The organism is Rhodomicrobium lacus, from assembly GCF_003992725.1.
Lineage (GTDB): Bacteria > Pseudomonadota > Alphaproteobacteria > Rhizobiales > Rhodomicrobiaceae > Rhodomicrobium > Rhodomicrobium lacus.
On the sequence record NZ_RZNF01000012.1, the window covers coordinates 1,433,344 to 1,453,324 of the forward strand.

General features: G+C 61.8%; 12 protein-coding genes and 2 tRNA genes. 10 read left to right on the forward strand and 4 right to left on the reverse strand.

Translation table 11 applies throughout. The features are described 5' to 3' along the window. Positions 1-101: 101 nt before the first annotated feature. Both EK416_RS15955 and EK416_RS15960 read right to left on the reverse strand, forming a co-directional pair. Positions 102-1,895, reverse strand: coding sequence for a cation:proton antiporter domain-containing protein (locus tag EK416_RS15955; protein WP_127079228.1), 1,794 nt, complete (start codon positions 1,893-1,895; stop codon positions 102-104). 126 nt (positions 1,896-2,021) lie between these two features. Then, positions 2,022-2,095 (reverse strand) — tRNA-Gly (locus tag EK416_RS15960). A gap of 245 nt (positions 2,096-2,340) precedes the next feature. Here EK416_RS15960 and EK416_RS15965 point away from each other — a divergent pair. The 10 genes from EK416_RS15965 (at position 2,341) to EK416_RS16010 (ending at position 15,869) form a co-directional block, all read left to right on the forward strand. Then, positions 2,341-2,417: transfer RNA gene (locus EK416_RS15965), tRNA-Trp, on the forward strand. 101 nt (positions 2,418-2,518) lie between these two features. Then, positions 2,519-2,716 carry a preprotein translocase subunit SecE gene (secE, locus tag EK416_RS15970; RefSeq protein ID WP_127079230.1) on the forward strand — a complete coding sequence of 66 codons (198 nt, stop codon included), beginning with the start codon at positions 2,519-2,521 and terminating at the stop codon, positions 2,714-2,716. A gap of 37 nt (positions 2,717-2,753) precedes the next feature. Continuing rightward, entirely contained in the window at positions 2,754-3,284 is a 531-nt protein-coding gene (nusG, locus tag EK416_RS15975; protein ID WP_127079232.1) for a transcription termination/antitermination protein NusG, read from the forward strand. Positions 3,285-3,410: 126 nt separating this feature from the next. After that, entirely contained in the window at positions 3,411-3,839 is a 429-nt protein-coding gene (rplK, locus tag EK416_RS15980) for a 50S ribosomal protein L11 (RefSeq protein WP_127079234.1), read from the forward strand. 5 nt (positions 3,840-3,844) lie between these two features. Beyond that, positions 3,845-4,558, forward strand: coding sequence for a 50S ribosomal protein L1 (gene rplA, locus EK416_RS15985; RefSeq protein WP_127079236.1), 714 nt, complete (start codon positions 3,845-3,847; stop codon positions 4,556-4,558). A gap of 310 nt (positions 4,559-4,868) precedes the next feature. Beyond that, on the forward strand, positions 4,869-5,396 hold the full coding sequence (rplJ, locus tag EK416_RS15990) for a 50S ribosomal protein L10 (RefSeq protein WP_127079238.1): 528 nt from the start codon (positions 4,869-4,871) through the stop codon (positions 5,394-5,396). Positions 5,397-5,452: 56 nt separating this feature from the next. Further along, a complete protein-coding gene (gene rplL, locus EK416_RS15995) occupies positions 5,453-5,836 on the forward strand; it encodes a 50S ribosomal protein L7/L12 (protein WP_127079240.1) in 384 nt (127 codons plus the stop codon). Positions 5,837-6,062: 226 nt separating this feature from the next. Continuing rightward, complete coding sequence (rpoB, locus tag EK416_RS16000; RefSeq protein ID WP_127079242.1) at positions 6,063-10,226, forward strand: DNA-directed RNA polymerase subunit beta; 4,164 nt, start codon at positions 6,063-6,065, stop codon at positions 10,224-10,226. Positions 10,227-10,363: 137 nt separating this feature from the next. Then, positions 10,364-14,590: a DNA-directed RNA polymerase subunit beta' gene (gene rpoC, locus EK416_RS16005; RefSeq protein WP_127079244.1), complete on the forward strand. Its 4,227-nt coding sequence runs from the start codon at positions 10,364-10,366 to the stop codon at positions 14,588-14,590. A gap of 286 nt (positions 14,591-14,876) precedes the next feature. Then, positions 14,877-15,869 carry a hypothetical protein gene (locus EK416_RS16010; protein ID WP_164730062.1) on the forward strand — a complete coding sequence of 331 codons (993 nt, stop codon included), beginning with the start codon at positions 14,877-14,879 and terminating at the stop codon, positions 15,867-15,869. Positions 15,870-16,081: 212 nt separating this feature from the next. Here EK416_RS16010 and EK416_RS16015 read toward each other — a convergent pair whose 3' ends face one another. Beyond that, positions 16,082-17,047 (reverse strand): alpha/beta fold hydrolase, encoded by a 966-nt coding sequence (locus EK416_RS16015; protein WP_127079248.1) that lies wholly within the window; start codon positions 17,045-17,047, stop codon positions 16,082-16,084. Further along, positions 17,044-19,860 (reverse strand): lytic transglycosylase domain-containing protein, encoded by a 2,817-nt coding sequence (locus EK416_RS16020; protein WP_127079250.1) that lies wholly within the window; start codon positions 19,858-19,860, stop codon positions 17,044-17,046. Before EK416_RS16020 ends, EK416_RS16015 begins: the two co-directional genes overlap by 4 nt. Between the last annotated feature and the right edge of the window lie 121 nt (positions 19,861-19,981).

Genomic DNA, 19,981 nt, shown 5'->3' on the forward strand with positions numbered 1-19,981 from the left:
TGAAACAAAAAGAGCGCCATGCGGCGCTCCTGGAAATGTAGCGTTTTCCGCCGCCGCGATAAAGGGCGTTGTGCCGAGGCTCGCATTCAACAGCGAAACAGTCAAACGACCTCGGAGCGCGAAGCAGGAACGGCGGAAGCTATGGGGAGCCGCGCCGCCATGGCATGCGGCTGCAACTCCGCGCGCACCTGAGCGCGCCGCGTCTGGATCGTTTTCTCGACCGCGTCGACGGGAAGCCCGAGCGATAGAAGCGTCGATTCCGCGAGCTGGAAGCTCGCCTCGGTGACGACCGGCACGGCATCGGTCACGCCGATGGTGTAGAGATGGCGCGCGTGTCCCTCGTCTCTGGCGCGCGAGATGATGGGCACGTCGGGCCTCAGTCGCCGCACTTCCTCCACGATGTCGTCGATCATGGGTTGGACATGAATGGTCACCACGACCGCGGAGGCTTCCATCACCCCGCACGCCTTGAGGAAGGGCGGGTTGATGGCGTTGCCGTAATAAACGGAATGCCCGACAGCACGGCCTTGCGTCACCGCGGCAGTATCGTTGTCGACTGCCGTGTAAGGCACGCCGTTTTTCTCCAGCATTTCGCAGACAAGCCGGCCGACGCGTCCATATCCCACCACGATGGCATGCCGGGTCTGTGGTTGCGGCTCGGCGGCGAGCGCCGGGTTCACCGGCCGCGGCTTCACGATGAGCGGCGTGATACGGTTCGCGAGGATCGAAAGCAGCGGGATCAGCGCCATGGTGAGCGACGTCAGCGCGAGCGAGAAGCTCGAAGCGTCGCGATTGATCACGCCCAGAGAAGCGGCAAGGGTGATGCCGACGAATGCGAACTCGCCGCCGGGCCCCATCAGCAGGCCGGTTTCGATCGCAGCCGCCCAGGGCACGCCGAATGCGCGCGCGAGGGGGATCAGAACGGCGGCCTTCAGTGCGATGAGCCCCACGACACATGCGGGCAGCCAGATCGGCCAATGCAAAAGCTCGCGAAAGTCGATGCCCATGCCCACGGTAAAGAAGAACATACCGAGCAGCAGGCCCTTCACGGGCTCGATAACCGTTTCGATGGCGTGGCGGTATTCTGTTTCCGCGAGCATCACCCCCGCAATGAACGCGCCGAGCGCCATGGAGAGGTTGGCGAGCGCCGCCACGACACCCGTTCCCACAATCACGAACAGGGTTGCCGCGATGAACAGATCCCGCGATTTTGTGCGAGCCACCTGTCGAAACAGCGGTCGAAGAAACGCACGCCCGACGAAAATGATGATCGCAATGGCCGCAAGCGCGTGCACGATGGCGTTTTGGGCTGTCTCGATCACGGAGCCGCCATGCGCGCCAAGGATCGACACGAAGATCAGGATCGGGATCACGGCGAGATCCTGCGCGAGCAGCACCGAGAACGACGCAATCCCCGAACTCGTTCGCAGGCGATTTTGCCGCGAAAGCACCTCCAGCACGATGGCTGTGGAAGACAGCGCGAGACAGCCGCCAAGAATGGCTGCCACGACGCTCGAATAGCCGAGCCACTTCACGATGATCGCGATGATCGCCGCCGTGATGAGAACTTGAAGGCCGCCGAGTCCGAACACGAGCCGCCGCATGGCGATCAGCCGCTCGTAGGACAATTCGAGGCCGATGAGAAAGAGAAGGAACACCACGCCAAGATCGGCGAAGCCGGAAATGTGGCTTGGATCGACGACGGTGAACCAGTAAAGGAACGGTGCTTCGTGAATGAACGAGCCAAGCCCGAGGGGGCCCAGTAAAACGCCGGCGCCGAGCCAGCCGAGAACCGGGTTCAGGCCCCACGCATGGACCATGGGGATGATGATCCCCGCCGTACCCAGCACGACGAGCGCGTCGCTGTAGGCTTGCATGTTGATGGACGCGCTCACTAACCCTCCGCTTGTGCTTTCATTTTTTGTACAAGCAAGCAGACGGGTGCGAAACCCTTTTCCTCACGCGTCCGTGAGTGCGGGGCCAGCTTGGCGGATTCGTCGCAAAGGCTTAGTTGGGAGGGCTGGAGCGGGTACCGGGAATCGAACCCGGGTATTCAGCTTGGAAGGCTGCTGCTCTACCATTGAGCTACACCCGCGCGAACGCCACATTAGCAAGATTGGCGCGGCGCTCAACGAAAAAAGCGGCGGCGGGGCGCGATCCACATTTTTCGAAGCCGCTTGACAAGCGCAAATTGTTCCGCGCTGCCGCGAAAAATGCTTGGCATTGCGTCGGCTTGCGTGATAGCAATCAAATCCCTACTACTGGTTAGGACCGTAGCAGGCGGTTAGGTATTGGTTCGAACCATTCCTTCCGGCGGCTTGCCCTTAACCGGATGGATGGAGGAGTGTAGCTCAATCGGCTAGAGCACCGGTCTCCAAAACCGGGGGTTGGGGGTTCGAGTCCCTCCACTCCTGCCACTTCACGGTGGCGGAGAAACTCGAAAATCGAGCATTCGAGACATTAAGAAGACGTTTGAATAGCGAAAGCGGAAGTGCTTCCGCATCGGTGTTGAGAAAATATGGCAAGAACCGGTCCATTCGAATATTTGCAGCAGGTGCGCGCCGAAACCGCGAAGGTCGTGTGGCCCTCGCGGCGCGAAACCATTGTGACCACGATCATGGTCGTGGTCATGGCGGTGCTGGCGTCCATTTTCTTCCTGCTCGCGGACCAGTTCTTCAGTTGGGGTATCGCCCATCTTTTGCGGCTCGGCCATTAAGCGCTTAAAATTTTCGTAACTAAAAGCAGCAAAACTGATGACAAAGCGCTGGTATATCGTTCACGCCTATTCGAACTTCGAAAAGAAGGTCGCGGATTCCATCCGTGAGCGCGCCGCGGCTGCGGGTCTCGAAGAATGCTTCGAGGACATCGTGGTGCCGATGGAGGAAGTCGTCGAGGTTCGGCGCGGACGAAAGGTCAGCACAGAGCGGAAGTTTTTCCCGGGGTATGTTCTTGTCAAGATGGACATGAACGACCGGGCGTTCCTTCTGATCAAGAATACGCCGAAGGTCACCGGATTTCTTGGCGCGGACAACAAGCCGCAGCCGATTTCCGAAATCGAGGCGCAGCGTATTCTCAATCAGGTAAAAGAAGGCGTGGATCGGCCCAAGCCGTCCATTTCCTTCGAGATCGGCGAGCAGGTGCGCGTCGCGGACGGTCCCTTTGCATCCTTCAGCGGGCATGTGGAGGAAGTGGACGAAGAGCGCGCGCGGCTCAAGGTCGCGGTTTCCATCTTCGGCCGGGCGACTCCGGTCGAGCTGGAATATGCCCAGGTGGAAAAGGTCTAGCGCGGCGCGCGGATCTTGGAAGTCTTGGCTTTCGTGTGGGAGGTCGGCGTTTCGCTCGCCAGGCGTGACGTCAATGGCCGAACCACAATCCTCAACCCCGGAGCTTATTGCTCCCGAGAGGCTTAAATGGCTAAGAAAATTATAGGCTATATCAAGCTGCAAGTGCCTGCGGGCGCGGCAAATCCGTCGCCTCCGATCGGTCCGGCGCTCGGTCAGCGCGGCCTGAACATCATGATGTTCTGCAAGGAATTCAACGCCGCATCCAAGGAGATGGAGCCCGGCTCGCCCGTGCCGGTGGTCATCACCTATTACGCGGACAAGTCGTTTTCCTTTGCGATGAAGACGCCGCCGGCGTCCCACTTCCTGAAGAAGGCGGCGGGTATCAAGAGCGGGTCGAAGACGCCCGGTCAGTCTGATGCCGGTTCGGTGACATGGGCGCAGGTGCGCGAGATCGCCGAAAAGAAGATGAAGGATCTTAACGCCACAAGCATCGATCAAGCTGCGAAGATTATTGCTGGCTCCGCCCGTTCCATGGGCCTCACGGTGAAGGAATAAGCGCCATGGCCGATGGAAAGCGTTTGAAGGAAATCAAGAAGGGCGTCGATCGCGAGAAGCTCTATGCCATCGATGAGGCAGTGAAGCTCGTGAAGGGCGGTGCGAAGGCGAAGTTCGACGAGACGATCGAGATCGCGATCAATCTCGGCGTCGATCCGCGCTATGCCGACCAGATGGTGCGCGGCGTATGCGCGCTGCCGAACGGCACGGGCCGTACGGTACGCGTCGCTGTGTTCGCGCGCGGTGCCAAGGCCGACGAGGCAAAGGCCGCGGGAGCCGATGTCATCGGCGCTGAGGAACTGGTCACCGAGGTCCAGAGCGGCAACATCAACTTCGACAAGTGCATCGCCACGCCGGACATGATGCCGCTCGTCGGTCGTCTCGGCAAGATCCTCGGCCCGCGCGGCATGATGCCGAACCCCAAGGTCGGCACAGTGACGACGGACGTCGCCGAAGCCGTTCGCGGCGCCAAGGGTGGCGCGGTGGAATTTCGCGTCGAGAAGGCGGGCATTCTGCACGCCGGCATCGGCAAGGCGAGCTTCAGCGAAACGGCGCTCGTCGAGAATATCAAGGCGTTCGCCGACGCGGTCGTCAAGGCGCGTCCTTCGGGCGCGAAGGGCACATTCGTGAAGCGCATCGCGCTCAGCTCCACGATGGGGGCCGGCGTGAAGGTCGATACCGCGACGTTGATCGGCGCGGGCGCGGCCGCAGCGCAGTAACAAGAGGTTTCGGGCGGCACGCCGTCCGGGAATGCCGAGGCGGCGACGCTTCGGCGCTGTCTCCGCTCACGCGGGGGCAGCCTGTCCAAGATTGCTGGCGCCAAGGGTTTCGGCCCGAGGCTTAATAATCGCCTGCATGAGACGGGGAATGGATTATGAGTGATCTCTTTGGCCGGATTTCCGGTTGGTGGATCGCGTCTTATCACGCCTCGGGACAGGACTGAGCGGTCGCTCGCCTTCCTTCGAGGCGCGCGGCGTGATCGTAGCGGCGGCCCGCAGTGATGCGGTCCGTCTTTAACGGAGAGAAGCGGTGGATAGAGCTGAAAAAAAGGAGATGGTTGAGTCTCTCAACGACATCTTCGCGACAAGCGGCTCTGTCGTGGTGGCGCGCTACAAAGGTCTGACCGTAGCGCAAATGACTGAACTTCGCCGTCGCATGGGCGGCGCCGGGGCTCAGTTTAAAGTCATCAAGAATCGTCTCGCCAAAATTGCACTTGCCAACACCGCTGACGGTGCTGGCGCGGATCTCTTCCTTGAGCCGACGGGCATCGCTTATGCGAAGGACCCCGTAACGGCGGCGAAGGTGGCAGCCGAATTTGCCAAGACGACCGACAAGTTCGTGATTGTCGGCGGCCTTCTCGGCAAGCAGGCGCTTGACGCGGACAGCGTCAAGGCTCTGGCCGCCATCCCGTCCATGGAAGAGCTTCGCTCCAAGCTGCTCAGCGTGTTCCTTGCGCCAGGCTCCAATCTCGTGCGGCAGCTCAATGCTCCCGCTCAGAACCTTGTGGGTGTCCTTACGGCGTATAAGGAAAAGCAGGAAAAGCAAGAAGCGGCGTGATGGTTTGAGGCAGGGTCTCCCAACACCAACCAATCATCGAATGCACTGAGGTCAAAATGTCCGAGAAATTTGAAAAGCTGTATCAGGAGCTGTCGGGTCTGACGGTTCTCGAAATCTCCGAGCTGGTGAAGCTGCTCGAAGACAAGTGGGGCGTGACGGCGGCTGCGGCTGCTCCGGTGTTCGCCGGCCCGATCCCGGGCGCGGCGGCGGCTGTGGTCGAGGAAGAGAAGACTGAGTTCGACGTCATTCTCGCCGACGCCGGCGCTCAGAAGATCAACGTCATCAAGGAAGTCCGCGCGATCACGGGTCTCGGCCTGAAGGAAGCGAAGGATCTCGTTGAAGGCGCGCCGAAGCCGATCAAGGAAGCCGTTTCCAAGACCGAAGCCGAAGAGATCAAGAAGAAGATCGAAGCGGCTGGCGCCAAGGTCGACATTAAGTAAGAACGCGGCGGCCGGTTCGTCCGGCCCTCGTTTCTGGACTGCAATGGCCCTCGGGCGCCCTGGTTCTCGCTTAAATCGACGGCGGGAGAGGGGCGCCCGACAGGGCTTGAAAATCGTTGACGGGATGCCATATCAGGTGGCTTCCCAAGAAATTGGCTCTATCGCGACGCCCGAATCGCTAAGGCGTGCAGGACAAGCCGCCGCCCGGTGAAAATGAGGAGATCAAATGGCGCAGACGTTTATCGGCCGTAAACGTATTCGCAAGCGCTTCGGGAATATTGCCGACGCCGCCGAAATGCCGAATTTGATCGAGGTGCAGAAGCAGTCCTACGATCAATTTCTTATGGTGCAAGACCCGGTTGGCGGACGCCCGAACACCGGTTTGCAGGCGGTCTTTGCCTCGATCTTCCCCATAAAGGATTTCTCGGACAAAGCACAACTCGAATTTGTCCGCTACGACTTCGAGCCGCCGAAATATGACGTGGACGAGTGCCAGCAGCGAAGCATGACCTTTGCCGCGCCGCTGAAGGTAAAGTTACGCCTGATCACCTTTGACGTCAACGAAGAGACCGGCTCCCGGTCCGTCCGCGACATCAAGGAACAGGACGTCTATATGGGCGATATCCCGTTCATGACGTCGAACGGCACCTTCGTGATCAATGGCACCGAGCGCGTCATCGTCTCGCAGATGCACCGCTCTCCGGGCGTTTTCTTCCATCATGACGGCGGCAAGAGCCATTCCTCGGGCAAGCTCCTGTTCGCGGCGCGCATCATTCCGTATCGCGGTTCGTGGCTCGACTTCGAGTTCGACGCGAAGGACATCGTCTATGCGCGTATCGACCGCAAGCGCAAGCTTCCGGCGACGACGCTGCTTTACGCGCTCGGCATGAACAACGAGGAAATCCTCGAAACCTTCTACAATCGCATTTCCTTCGAGGCGACGAAGCAGGGCTGGCGCACGGCCTTCGTGGCTGAGCGCATGCGCGGCCTGAAGGCGACGCAAGACATTTACGACGCCGACACGGGCGAAGTCGTCATCGAGGCGGGCAAGAAGCTGAATGCGCGCCTTGTGCGTCAGCTCGCCGAGCGCGTGAAGTTCATCGCGGTGCCGGACGAGGCGCTTTTCGGCCGCTATCTCGCCGAAGACATCGTCAACATGTCGACGGGCGAGATCTACGCCGAAGCGGGCGACGAACTCGACTCGAAGGTGCTGGACAAGCTGCGCGAAGTGGGCGTCGAAGAGCTTCCCGTGCTCGACATCGACCATGTCAACACCGGTTCGTTCATCCGCAACACGCTCCATCTCGACAAGAACCAGAATCAGCAGGACGCGCTGTTCGACATCTATCGCGTCATGCGTCCGGGCGAGCCGCCCACGGAAGACGCCGCGCGCGCGCTGTTCAAGAGCCTGTTCTTCGACGAAGAACGTTACGATCTTTCGTCGGTCGGTCGCGTGAAGATGAATATCCGTCTCGACATCAAGCAGTCGGACGAGATGCGCATCCTCACGAAGGACGACATCATTGCGGTCATCCGGACGCTGGTCGATCTTCGTGACGGTCGCGGCGAAGTCGACGATATCGACAACCTTGGCAACCGCCGCGTCCGTTCGGTCGGCGAGCTGATGGAAAATCAGTATCGCCTCGGCCTGCTCCGCATGGAGCGCGCCATCCGCGAGCGCATGTCCTCGGTCGACATCGACACCGTGATGCCGCAGGATCTCATCAACGCGAAGCCGGCGAGCGCCGCCGTGCGCGAGTTCTTCGGGTCGTCGCAGCTTTCGCAGTTCATGGACCAGACGAATCCTCTCTCCGAGATCACGCACAAGCGGCGTCTCTCGGCGCTTGGGCCCGGCGGTCTTACGCGCGAACGTGCTGGCTTCGAAGTCCGCGACGTGCATCCGACGCATTACGGCCGCATCTGCCCGATCGAAACCCCGGAAGGTCCGAATATCGGCCTGATCAACTCGCTGGCGACCTTTGCGCGCGTCAACAAGTACGGCTTCATCGAAAGCCCGTACCGCAAAGTCGTGGATGGCAAGGTGACGGACGAAGTCATCTACCTTTCCGCGATGGAAGAGGCGCGCTGTCACATCGCTCAGGCGAATGTGAAGCTCAACGACGACAACAGCTTCGCCGAAGACCTCATCATCTGCCGTCACCAGGGCGACGTGTCGCTCGTGGCGAAAGAGAAGGCGGACTTCATCGACGTGTCGCCCAAGCAGGTCGTTTCCGTGGCCGCCGCGCTGATCCCGTTCCTTGAGAACGACGACGCGAACCGCGCGCTCATGGGCTCGAACATGCAGCGTCAGGCCGTCCCGCTCATCCGCGCCGAGGCGCCGCTCGTCGGCACCGGCATGGAAAGCGTCGTGGCGCGCGACTCGGGTGCCGCCATCGCGGCAAAGCGCTCGGGCATCATCGATCAGGTGGACGCCACCCGCATCGTGATCCGCGCAACCGACGAGACCGACCCGTCGAAGTCGGGCGTGGATATCTACAACCTGCGCAAGTTCCAGCGCTCGAACCAGAATACCTGCATCAACCAGCGTCCGCTGGTGCGTGTCGGCGATCGCGTCGAGCAGGGCGACATCATCGCGGACGGTCCCTCGACCGAACTCGGCGATCTGGCGCTCGGCAAGAACGTGCTCCTCGCCTTCATGCCGTGGCAGGGCTACAACTTCGAGGACTCGATCCTGCTCTCCGAGCGCATCGTGTCGACGGACGTCTTCACCTCGATCCACATCGAGGAATTCGAAGTGTCCGCTCGTGACACGAAGCTCGGACCGGAGGAAATCACGCGCGACATTCCGAACGTCTCGGAAGAAGCACTGAAGAACCTCGACGAAGCGGGGATCGTCTACATCGGCGCTGAAGTGCAGCCGGGCGACATTCTCGTCGGCAAGATCACGCCGAAGGGCGAAAGCCCGATGACGCCGGAAGAGAAGCTTCTGCGTGCCATCTTCGGCGAGAAGGCCTCCGACGTGCGCGACACGTCGCTTCGCCTGCCGCCCGGCGTCGCCGGTACGGTGGTGGAAGTGCGCGTGTTCAATCGCCACGGCGTCGAGAAGGACGAGCGCGCGATGGCCATCGAGCGCGAGGAAATCGAGCGCCTCGCGAAGGACCGCGACGACGAACTCCATATCCTCGACCGCAACGTTTATGGCCGTCTGAAGGACATCCTGATCGGCAAGGAGGTCGCCCGCGGCCCGAAGGGTCTGCGCAAGGGCACCGAGGCGAACGAAGAGCTTCTTTCCGAAGTTCCGCGCAGCCAGTGGTGGGATATCGCGCTCAAGGACGAGCAGGCGATGTCCGGCATCGAGGCCATTCGCCGTCAGTACGACGAGGCCAAGAAGCGGCTCGAACAGCGCTTCGTGGACAAGATCGACAAGCTGAAGCGTGGCGACGAGCTTCCGCCCGGCGTGATGAAGATGGTCAAGGTCTTCGTCGCGGTGAAGCGCAAGATCCAGCCCGGCGACAAGATGGCGGGCCGCCACGGCAACAAGGGTGTGGTCAGCCGCATCGTGCCGATCGAGGACATGCCGTTCCTCGAAGACGGTACGCATGTCGACATCGTGTTGAACCCGCTCGGCGTGCCAAGCCGCATGAACGTCGGCCAGATCCTCGAAACCCACCTTGGGTGGGCGTCGCGCGGTCTCGGCCAGATGATCAACAAGGGGCTTGCGGTCTATCGGGAACAGCAGCGCATCGACGATCTGCGCAGCGCGGTGGAGACGGCCTACAAGGGCGATCCGTCGGTGCCGAAGCTCTCGGACGAACAACTGGTCGAACTCGCCGAAAATCTCGGCAAGGGCGTGCCGGTGGCAACTCCGGTGTTCGATGGCGCGCGCGAAGCGGACATCAACGCGATGCTGAAGGCGGCGGGTCTCGATACGTCGGGGCAGGTGACGCTGTACGACGGACGCACCGGCGAGCCGTTCGACCGAAAGGTGACCGTCGGCTACAAGTACCTTCTGAAGCTGCACCACCTTGTCGACGACAAGATCCACGCCCGCTCGATCGGGCCTTACAGCCTCGTCACGCAGCAGCCGCTGGGCGGCAAGGCCCAGTTTGGCGGCCAGCGCTTCGGTGAAATGGAAGTGTGGGCGCTGGAAGCTTACGGCGCGGCGTACACGCTTCAGGAAATGCTGACCGTGAAGTCGGACGACGTCGCGGGCCGTACGAAGGTCTACGAAGCCATCGTGCGCGGCGACGATACGTTCGAGGCGGGCGTGCCGGAAAGCTTCAACGTGCTCGTGAAGGAAATGCGAGCGCTGGGCATGAACGTGGAACTGAAGCAGACACGCGGGGCGGAGCCAGCGCCGGAGGCAACGCCACGGCCTCCTCAGTTCCAGTTGCCGAAGCGGCCGAAGACGCCGCAGGCCGCAGAATAGAAACAAGGGCGGGTACCGGCTTCGGCTGGTGCCCGCGTCGGCGTTTCAGGGAAATTGGCGAGGCACAGCTTCGCAGTCCGCCAAACGGGGCGGACATCGGTCGGAGAAGCCGCGGAAGCGGCTCATAGGAGCGACGAATGAATCAAGAGATCACGAATCTCTTCAGCCCGCAGGTGCCAACTCAGGTATTCGACCAGATTCGCATCTCGATCGCAAGTCCGGAAAAAATACTGTCGTGGTCTTACGGCGAGATCAAGAAGCCGGAAACCATCAACTACCGCACGTTCAAACCCGAACGCGACGGCCTCTTCTGCGCGCGGATCTTCGGCCCGATCAAAGACTACGAATGTCTTTGCGGCAAGTACAAGCGCATGAAGTACAAAGGCGTTATCTGCGAAAAATGCGGCGTGGAAGTGACGCTCACCAAGGTGCGCCGCGACCGCATGGGCCATATCGAACTGGCTTCGCCGGTCGCGCATATCTGGTTCCTGAAGTCGCTGCCCTCGCGCATCGGCCTTCTGCTCGACATGGGCCTGAAGGATCTCGAACGCGTGCTCTACTTCGAGAACTACGTCGTCATCGAGCCGGGGTTGACGCCGCTCAAGGCGGGCCAGCTTCTGACCGAGGAAGACTTCAACAAGGCGCAGGAAGAGTACGGCGAGGACGCGTTCCAGGCGGGCATCGGCGCGGAAGCCGTTCGCGACATGCTCATGGCGCTGAATCTTGAGCAGATGCGCGAGCAGATCCGCCAGGAAATCGCGGAAGCCACGACCGAACTCAAGCCGAAGAAGCTCGCCAAGCGGCTCAAGGTGATCGAGGCGTTCATCCAGTCGGGCAACCGGCCGGAATGGATGATCATGAAGGTCATCCCGGTGATCCCGCCGGAATTGCGCCCGCTCGTGCCGCTCGACGGCGGCCGCTTCGCGACCTCGGACCTGAACGACCTTTATCGTCGCGTCATCAACCGTAACAATCGTCTGAAGCGCCTGATCGAGCTTCGCGCGCCGGACATCATCATCCGCAACGAGAAGCGCATGCTTCAGGAAGCGGTCGACGCGCTGTTCGACAACGGCCGCCGCGGGCGTGTCATCACGGGGGCCAACAAGCGGCCGCTGAAGTCGCTCGCCGACATGCTGAAGGGCAAGCAGGGCCGCTTCCGCCAGAACCTACTCGGCAAGCGCGTCGACTATTCCGGCCGCTCCGTGATCGTGGTGGGCCCGGAACTCAAGCTGCACCAGTGCGGCCTGCCGAAGAAGATGGCGCTCGAACTGTTCAAGCCGTTCATCTATTCGCGGCTCGATGCGCAGGGCTATTCGGCGACCGTGAAGCAGGCGAAGAAGCTCGTGGAGAAGGAGCGTCCCGAAGTCTGGGATATCCTCGACGAGGTCATTCGCGAGCATCCGGTGTTGCTCAACCGCGCGCCGACGCTTCACCGTCTGGGCATCCAGGCGTTCGAGCCGGTGCTTGTCGAAGGCAAGGCGATCCAGCTTCACCCGCTCGTCTGCGCTGCGTTCAATGCCGACTTCGACGGCGACCAGATGGCCGTCCACGTGCCGCTGTCGCTCGAAGCGCAGCTTGAAGCGCGCGTGCTCATGATGTCGACGAACAACATCCTGCACCCGGCGAACGGCGGCCCGATCATCGTGCCGTCGCAGGACATCGTGCTCGGCCTCTACTATCTCTCGATCCTCAAGGAGAAGGAGCCGGGCGAGGGCGGCATCTACGGCAGCGTCGCCGAAATCCAGCACGCGCTCGCCGCCGGCGCGGTGACCCTGCACGCCAAGATCAAGGGCCGCCACACTGGCGTCGATGAAAATGGCAAGCCGCAGACGAAGGTCTACGACACCACGCCCGGCCGCCTCATGCTCGCGGAAATGCTGCCCAAGAAGCCCGGCATCAGCTTCGACCTCGTGAACAGGCTGCTGACGAAGAAGAACATCGGCAAGGTGATCGACGCCGTCTACCGTTCCTGCGGTCAGAAAGAAACGGTCATCTTCTGCGACCGGATCATGGCGCTCGGCTTCCACCACGCGTACAAGGCCGGCATTTCCTTCGGCAAGGACGACATGCTCGTTCCGGAAACGAAGAAGAAGATCATCGGCGACACCGAAGCCCTCGTGCTCGACTACGAACAGCAGTACAACGACGGCCTCATCACCCAGATGGAGAAGTACAACAAGGTCGTCGACGCCTGGGCGAAGTGTACGGACCGCATCGCAAAGGAGATGATGGACCGTATCTCCGCCGTTCAATACGACAAGGAAACCGGCCGCGAGAAGCAGATCAACTCGGTCTACATGATGGCTCACTCGGGCGCGCGTGGTTCCGAAAAGCAGATGCGTCAGCTTGCCGGTATGCGCGGCCTCATGGCCAAGCCGTCGGGTGAAATCATCGAGACGCCGATCATCTCCAACTTCAAGGAAGGACTGTCGGTTCTCGAATACTTCAACTCGACCCACGGCGCGCGAAAGGGCCTCGCGGACACGGCGCTCAAGACGGCGAACTCGGGTTACCTCACCCGCCGTCTCGTCGACGTGGCGCAGGATTGCATCGTGACGGAACACGATTGCGGCACCGACAGAGGCATCAAGCTCGGAGCGGTGATCGACGCGGGCGAAGTGCTCGTGTCGCTCGGCGACCGCATCCTCGGCCGCGTGCCTGCGGACGACGTCGTGCATCCGTCGACGGGCGCGGTCATCGCTCCCGCCGGTGAGATCATTACCGAAGTGGAAGCCCGGCTTCTCGATGAAGCGCAGGTGCAAGAGGTGCGCATCCGCTCCGCTCTCACCTGCGAACTCAAGAGCGGCATCTGCGGCAAGTGCTATGGCCGCGACCTCGCTCGCGGAACCTCGGTCAACATCGGCGAAGCGGTCGGCGTCATTGCGGCGCAGTCCATCGGCGAGCCGGGCACGCAGCTTACCATGCGCACGTTCCACATCGGCGGCACGGCTCAGGTGGCCGACAATTCGTTCATCGAAAGCAACTTCGCGGGCAATGTGGAGATCCGCAACCGCAACGCGGCGCGCGACAGCCAGGGACGTCTGGTCGCTCTGGGCCGCAACATGGCGGTGGTCATCAAGGACGACGACGGTCGCGAGCGCGCCGTTCACAAGATCGCGCAGGGCTCGCACCTGAAGGTGGACGACGGCGATGTCGTCAAGCGTGGGCAGCGTCTGGCTGAGTGGGATCCGTATTCCCGCTCGATCCTTACGGAAACCGATGGCGTGGTCGAGTTCGAAGACCTGCTGGATGGTATCTCGGTCAACGAACAGTCCGACGAAACGACGGGTATCACGAACCGCGTCATCGTCGACTGGCGCGCCAACCCGCGCGGCTCGGCTCTGCGCCCGGCCATCGTGATCAAGGACAAGGTCGGCGGCAAGATCCTCAAGCTGGCGCGCGGCGGCGAAGCGCGTTACCTGCTCTCCGTGGAAGCGATCCTTTCCGTGGAGCCGGGGCAGAAGGTGAAGGCGGGCGACGTGCTGTCACGTATCTCGCTCGAAAGCGCCAAGACGCGCGACATCACGGGCGGTCTGCCGCGTGTGGCCGAGCTGTTCGAGGCGCGGCGTCCGAAGGATCACGCGATCATCGCGGAAATCTCCGGCACGGTGCATTTCGGGCGCGATTACAAGAACAAGCGCCGCGTCCTTATCCAGCCGGATGAGGAAGGGCTCGATCCGGTCGAATACCTGCTGCCGAAGGGCAAGCACCTCGCGGTGCAGGAGGGCGACCGCATCGAAAAGGGCGAGTTCATCCTCGACGGCAACCCGGCGCCGCACGACATCCTGGCGATCAAGGGCGTGGAAGAGCTTGCATCGTTCCTCGTCAACGAAATCCAGGAGGTCTACCGCCTGCAAGGTGTGACGATCAACGACAAGCATATCGAAGTGATCGTGCGCCAGATGCTCCAGAAGGTGGAAGTGACCGACGCGGGCGACACCGAGTTCCTCAAGAACGAGCAGGTCGACAAGATCGAGTTCGACGAGATGAACGCGATGGTCGAAAAGGCAGGCGGACGTCCGGCAACGGCGGTTCCGGTGCTCCTCGGCATCACGAAGGCCAGCCTGCAGACGCGGTCGTTCATCTCGGCGGCCTCGTTCCAGGAGACGACGCGCGTCCTCACCGAAGCCGCGCTCAACGGCAAGGTCGATACGCTCGACGGCCTGAAGGAAAATGTCATCGTGGGCCGCCTCATCCCGGCGGGCACCGGCGGCATGATCAGCCAGCTTCGCCGTGTGGCGAGCCACCGCGACGATCTCATTCTTCAGGAGCGGAACAAGGCCAGCGCAAAGGCGCTTCCTGTCGCGCAGGACGGCGAATCAGTCGCCCCGGGTTTGCCGCGCGAGGTTCAGGTCGTCGAATAAACGACCGCCTAAAGGACGAAAAAAGCCCGGCTTATGGCCGGGCTTTTTGATTCTGACACGGTGCAAGCAAAAAAAGCGGCGAAAAAGAGCCCTCAATCCCTTGGAATATCTGAATCCTTCCGTTAAAGTCGCATTTACCGACGAGATGATGCTGCTTTGCATCGGGGTGTTTGGCGGCACCGGTCGGGGGCGGGGAACTAAACGGAAGCGTTCGATTAATCCTGGTGAGACTTCGGCCTCTACATATGCAGGACAGAAACAGTCAACTCGGTGGAGCGCCCCTCCGATGAGGTTAGGGAACGTAAGCCTGCCCGTGTTCGCGTCTGCCGTCCTTTGCGTCGGCGCGCTGATCACCCCCGCCCAAGCGGTGCCTTCGCAGCCGTGGTATCTGGCCGCGTTCGATCACGTCATGCGCGTGCTCGTCAATAGCGAGGCGCCCTCGGTGCAGATGTCGAACGGCGCGGCGGAACAGCAGCAAAATGTCGATTCAGCCTATTTCAGCCGCGTAACGAAAGAAGCGGGCACGATCACGCTCCGCGGTAATGTCCCTTCCGATGGCGATCTCAAGGTGCTGCAAGGCGTTGCCGCCGCCATCGCGCCGGGTGCCTCGGTCGTGGACAAGACGCGCATCAATCCCGGTGTCCCGAATCGCGACGTCTGGCTGGCGGCGATGACATTTGCCCTTCGCCAGATCGGAAAGCTTAACACCGGCTCTGCGTCCTTGAGGAATTCCGCAATCATCATCGAGGGCGTGACGAACGCGGACGATGATTTTGCCGTAATCCAGAAGAAGGTTCGCGAGGAAGCTCCGAAAGGCTTGAATCTGCAGGTGGCGCTTAAGCCGCACGATGTCCGTTCTTTCGTCTGGCTGGCACAATTGCAGCAGGGCGCTATTCATCTTAGCGGCCATGTCCCGCCAGAGTGCGACAAGGTCATATTCGGCCACGCGCAAGTGCTGTTCCAGAGCCTGACGATCAACAGCAGCATGGAAGTGGCCAAGGGCGAGCCGAAGGGTTGGATCGAGGCCACGAAGGTGGCGCTTGAAATGCTGTCGTTGCTCTATTCCGGTAACGTGGCCATCACCGATACGGTGGTGAAGATCGACGGAATCTATTCGTCGCCTGCAATGGTCGACCTGCTGAAAGTTTATAGCAAACGACTGCCGGAAGGCTTCACGCTCGAAACCAACATCCTGGAGCCGGTTGCCCGCGCCCCCGCTGCGCGAGCTGAGGACATGAACTTCGCAGCTCATCAGGCGCGCGCATCCTTCAATCCTTGACCCTCGACGCGCGGCTTTATGCGCCGGTCGATGATATCCATGGTGCGTGTCGGCACAGCGCCCGCATCGTGAGCAGGCTTCGCCAGAGGGAAGCAACCCGCGGCATTATCCAATGCCGCGTCCGCTCCGGGGTCGTCCTGCTGCAACGTAAGCGAGGCGCGTATCTTCAGAGCGATGGCTGATCGCGCTCTTCACGGGCTCCCGCGCAACCCTCAAACCGAAAAAATCTCTTGCGGCTCGGGAAGCGGTGGGCGCGGCAAAGCACGCCATGTCGAGTCGGCGTCGATCAGGAAATCCGCGATAAGGCGCTCGCTGAAGCGGTCTTTCAAGAGTGGCGCGTGCCCCTCGTTCGGGATGAGCACAGGCGTCAGGCGCGGGTGACGTGCCTGCATTTCCTGCACGGTCGCAGCCGACAGCAGGTCGGAATGTTCGCCGCGGATTACCATGACCGGGACGGATCGCAAGGATTCGAAATGCTCCCACATTGTCGGGACCGGCTTTGAAATGTCGATCTCCGAGAGCGCCTTGCCGATATTGGGGTCGTAGGCCGGGGCGGGTCTTCCTTCGGCATCTTCGTTGAAGAGCTGTCGGGTCCATGAGCGCCAGCCCGCATTGTCGAGGGCGGTGAACTGGCGCTTGTTGATGTCCCGAACCACGCGCACGGCCTCGTCCCAATCGGCGGGCACCGGGATCTTTCCGGTGTAACCCATGATGCGCGCGAGACCGGCCGTCTCGATTGCAGGCCCGATGTCGTTCAGAATGGCGCACCCGATCGCGGCGGGGCGCGTGATGGCGAGCAACATGGTGATGATGCCGCCCCGAGAAGTGCCGAGCACGGCGACATCGGACCGGCCGCGCAGCGTGAGAAACGCCTCGACATCCTGCAACTCGATCAGCGCCGAGTAATTCCGCCAGTTCCTGTCCCATTCGGACCGGCCACGCCCGCGATAATCGAGGCAGTAGACGGTGCGCGGATGGGTTGGATGCGTGGACAGCGCCGCCGCAAGGTCGTGGAAGTCGCGGCCGTTACGGGTCAGCCCGGCAAGGCACAGAAGCGGCCGCGCTTGCGCATCGTCGCTGCCGTATTTGCGGACATACAAAACGAGATCGTCATGGCTGCGGTAGAAGATGTCTTCCGTTTGCGGAACCGCGGCGCCAGCCGATCCGTATGTCGTCATTGAGCGTCGTCCCTCTCCGCCGGTTCATCGTCATCGCTGGTGCTGCCGCTCAGATCCGCGATATGCGGAATACGTCCCGGCCGTCCGCGATGCAGGTCTTCCACAAGCTGGAATTTTGCCTTTCCGCTTTCAAGACGGCAACGATAAAGCTGCACGCTTTCCAGAATCCGCTGCACGTAATTTCGTGTCTCGGTGAACGGAATACGCTCTACCCAGTCGACCGGGTCTGCGTTGCGCGCGCGCGGATCGCCGAAATCCTTGATCCATTGTTTCACGCGCCCCGGCCCGGCGTTATAGGCTGCGAGCGTCAGCACATAAGAGCCGTCGTAACCGTCGTAAAGCTTGGCGAGGAAGGCGGAACCGAGCGTCACATTATACGACGGGTCCGACACGAGCCGCCCGAGGTCGTATTTCATGCTGTTCGCGGACGCGACAAGCTTCGCCGTCTGCGGCATGAGCTGCATCAGGCCGCGCGCGCCGACACTGCTGACGGAGCCGGTGTTGAACTCGCTTTCCTGGCGGGTCAGCGCGTTGAGAAGCGAAACCTCAAGCTTGCTGCTGCCGCCGAGCGTGTCAAACTTCGGGAGCAGCGTCGGGAAGGCATAGGCTTCCACCGGATAACCGCGCAGAAGCGCAATCTTCGCCGCGCGGATTGCAACGTGCGGCGGCGCGATCCGTTCGAGAAGCTCCAGCATCAGAACGATCTGCTCCGGGTCGTTCAGCTGGCGGGCGAGATCGAGCGACGACAGCACGAGAACGGACGTCATGTCGAGCTGCTTCGCGATGACGAGAGCCTTGAAGGCGTCTTCCTTCGAGAACGCCGCGATGGCCTCCTTCGATGGCTTGATCGGCGCGCGGAACTCGCAAGCGGGCTGCCGTTCCAGCGCTTGCCGTGCAAGCGAGCCGTAATAAGTATGCGCGCGGTCGGCCGCCTCCTTGAACAAGCGCTCGGCGTCCTTGCGCTTGTCGAGTTCCAGCCTTGTCCGGGCGAGCCAGAAAGCGGCGCGCGCCTCGTCCCGCGAGAATCCCTTGATCGCATAGGCCGCCTCGAAATGTTTCTCGGCAAGCTTCGTGTCCTTGAGGAAGCGCAGGGCGATCCAGCCGGAAAGAAACTGCGCTTCTGAAAGATCTTCAGCGCCGAGCGGACCGTGTTTCGACGCGATGGCGTAGGCTGTGCCCACCCGGTCGTCATTCAGCGCGCGGCGAACCTCCGTGCGGCGGAAATCCCACCACTTGTCCGGGTCGGCGAAATCGGCCTTTTCGGGATCGACCGAGCGCAGGATGGACCACAGGCGGTCGTCCTCCTTCGCCTTGCGCACCGACTTAAGCCGCGCCAGGAGCGAGAGCGGACCGCGCGAAAGCTCCTTGCGAAGATCGAGGGCGTCCTCGCGTGCCTTTTCTTCGAGCGTCGATTTGGCGGCCTTGTCGTCTTTGGCGGTGGCGGGGGCGTTGTCGTTCGTTTTCGCGTCCGCAGAGCTGTTTTCCGGCTTAACGTTCGCGTCTGGCTTGGCGTTCGCCTCCGGCTTGGCGTTTGCGTCTGTCTTCGATTCGGGCTTGGCCTCGGCGTTGCTGTCCGCCTTCGTTGCAGGCTCGTCGGTCTTCTTGGCGCTGGCGTTCTTGTCGGCGGCTCTCGGCTCTTCTGTCTTCATCGCCGCGAGATGCAGATGCGGTGCCACTTGGCTGCGTATCTTGTCCGGGAGCGCGGCGTGCTGTGTCGCCGCGACGGGAGCGGTCTCGCTGTGACGCTTGCCCTTCGCGCGGCCCGTCGATTTTCCCTTTCGCCCGCCGCGGCCGTGGATCGCCTTGCCGCCGGAACGCTTCGCGCGGACGCGCGCCGCGCCCTTGATACCCTTGGCCTCGCTCGCCGCCACCTTGCTGCCGGGGTCGTCCTTGGCGCGCGCGCGCGCATCGAGCATTGCCGTTCGCTGGCGCCTGTCATCGTCGGTGAGAAGCGATCCGAAGCGCTGCTCGAAGCGGTCCTGCGCGGCAGCGTCGAACGCGTAGCGGGCCCAGGCGTAGCGCACGAGGGCGGCGCCACGCTCGCGCTCGCCGGTATCCATCAGAGCGCCGCCGAGGGCAGCCGTGCCCGCGCCGGAGACCGGTTTGCGGTTCGTATAGAACTTCAGCACCGTGGCGGCGGGCGCGTTTGCGAGGAAGAGGCTCTTTTCGATGGTCGGATCGACGGGCGGTTCTGGAAACAACGGATTCGCGGTGCGGAACGCCATCGTGTCGTCAAAGTCGGACGCCGCGCGCACCCTCCGCCATTCGGCGAATGTGCGGGCGGACGGGTCTGAAATCTTCTTGATCGCGTCGCGTGCGTTGGAATCGTTGCCCTTGGCTGCGGCGGCGAGCGCGTCCTTGATCGCGGCGGCATCCCCATCGCTGAGCCGATAGGAAAGCACCGGGTCAAGCGATGCCGTCATGTCCTCTTTCGGGAAAGGCTTCGGGAACCTGAGATCGACGGCCGGAATGAGAGAGGTCTCGCCCTTTCTCGGCTCCGTGGCTGGCGGTACGCCTTCCGAACGGCTCGCTGGTGCGGCCTGCACCGCGACCGGCGTCGGCTTCAGGCTCAGCCCACGATTGACCGCAGGCGTCGGCGCGGGCATCGTCCCAGAGAATTTCGAGGGCTTGGCCTCTGCCGCCGTTTTAGGATCGGACGCTGTTGACGCGGAGATGGAGGGCTCTTTTTGCGACGGCAGAAGATACGGTACGAAGCTCACCGCAAAAAAGCCAAGCGCCGAGCCGATGATGATCGCTTTCACGAAGCGAAAGCGATCGGCGGGCGCGTTTGATTGGGGGTCCGGCGTTGACATTTCCCTATTCGAGTGGCGGATTTTCGTTGGCAGCGCGTCCCATCAAACCTATGGTTTTGCCTCGTCAAGGATTTTACAAGGCTACCTGCATACGCTGTCATGATTGATGGGCGTTTAATCC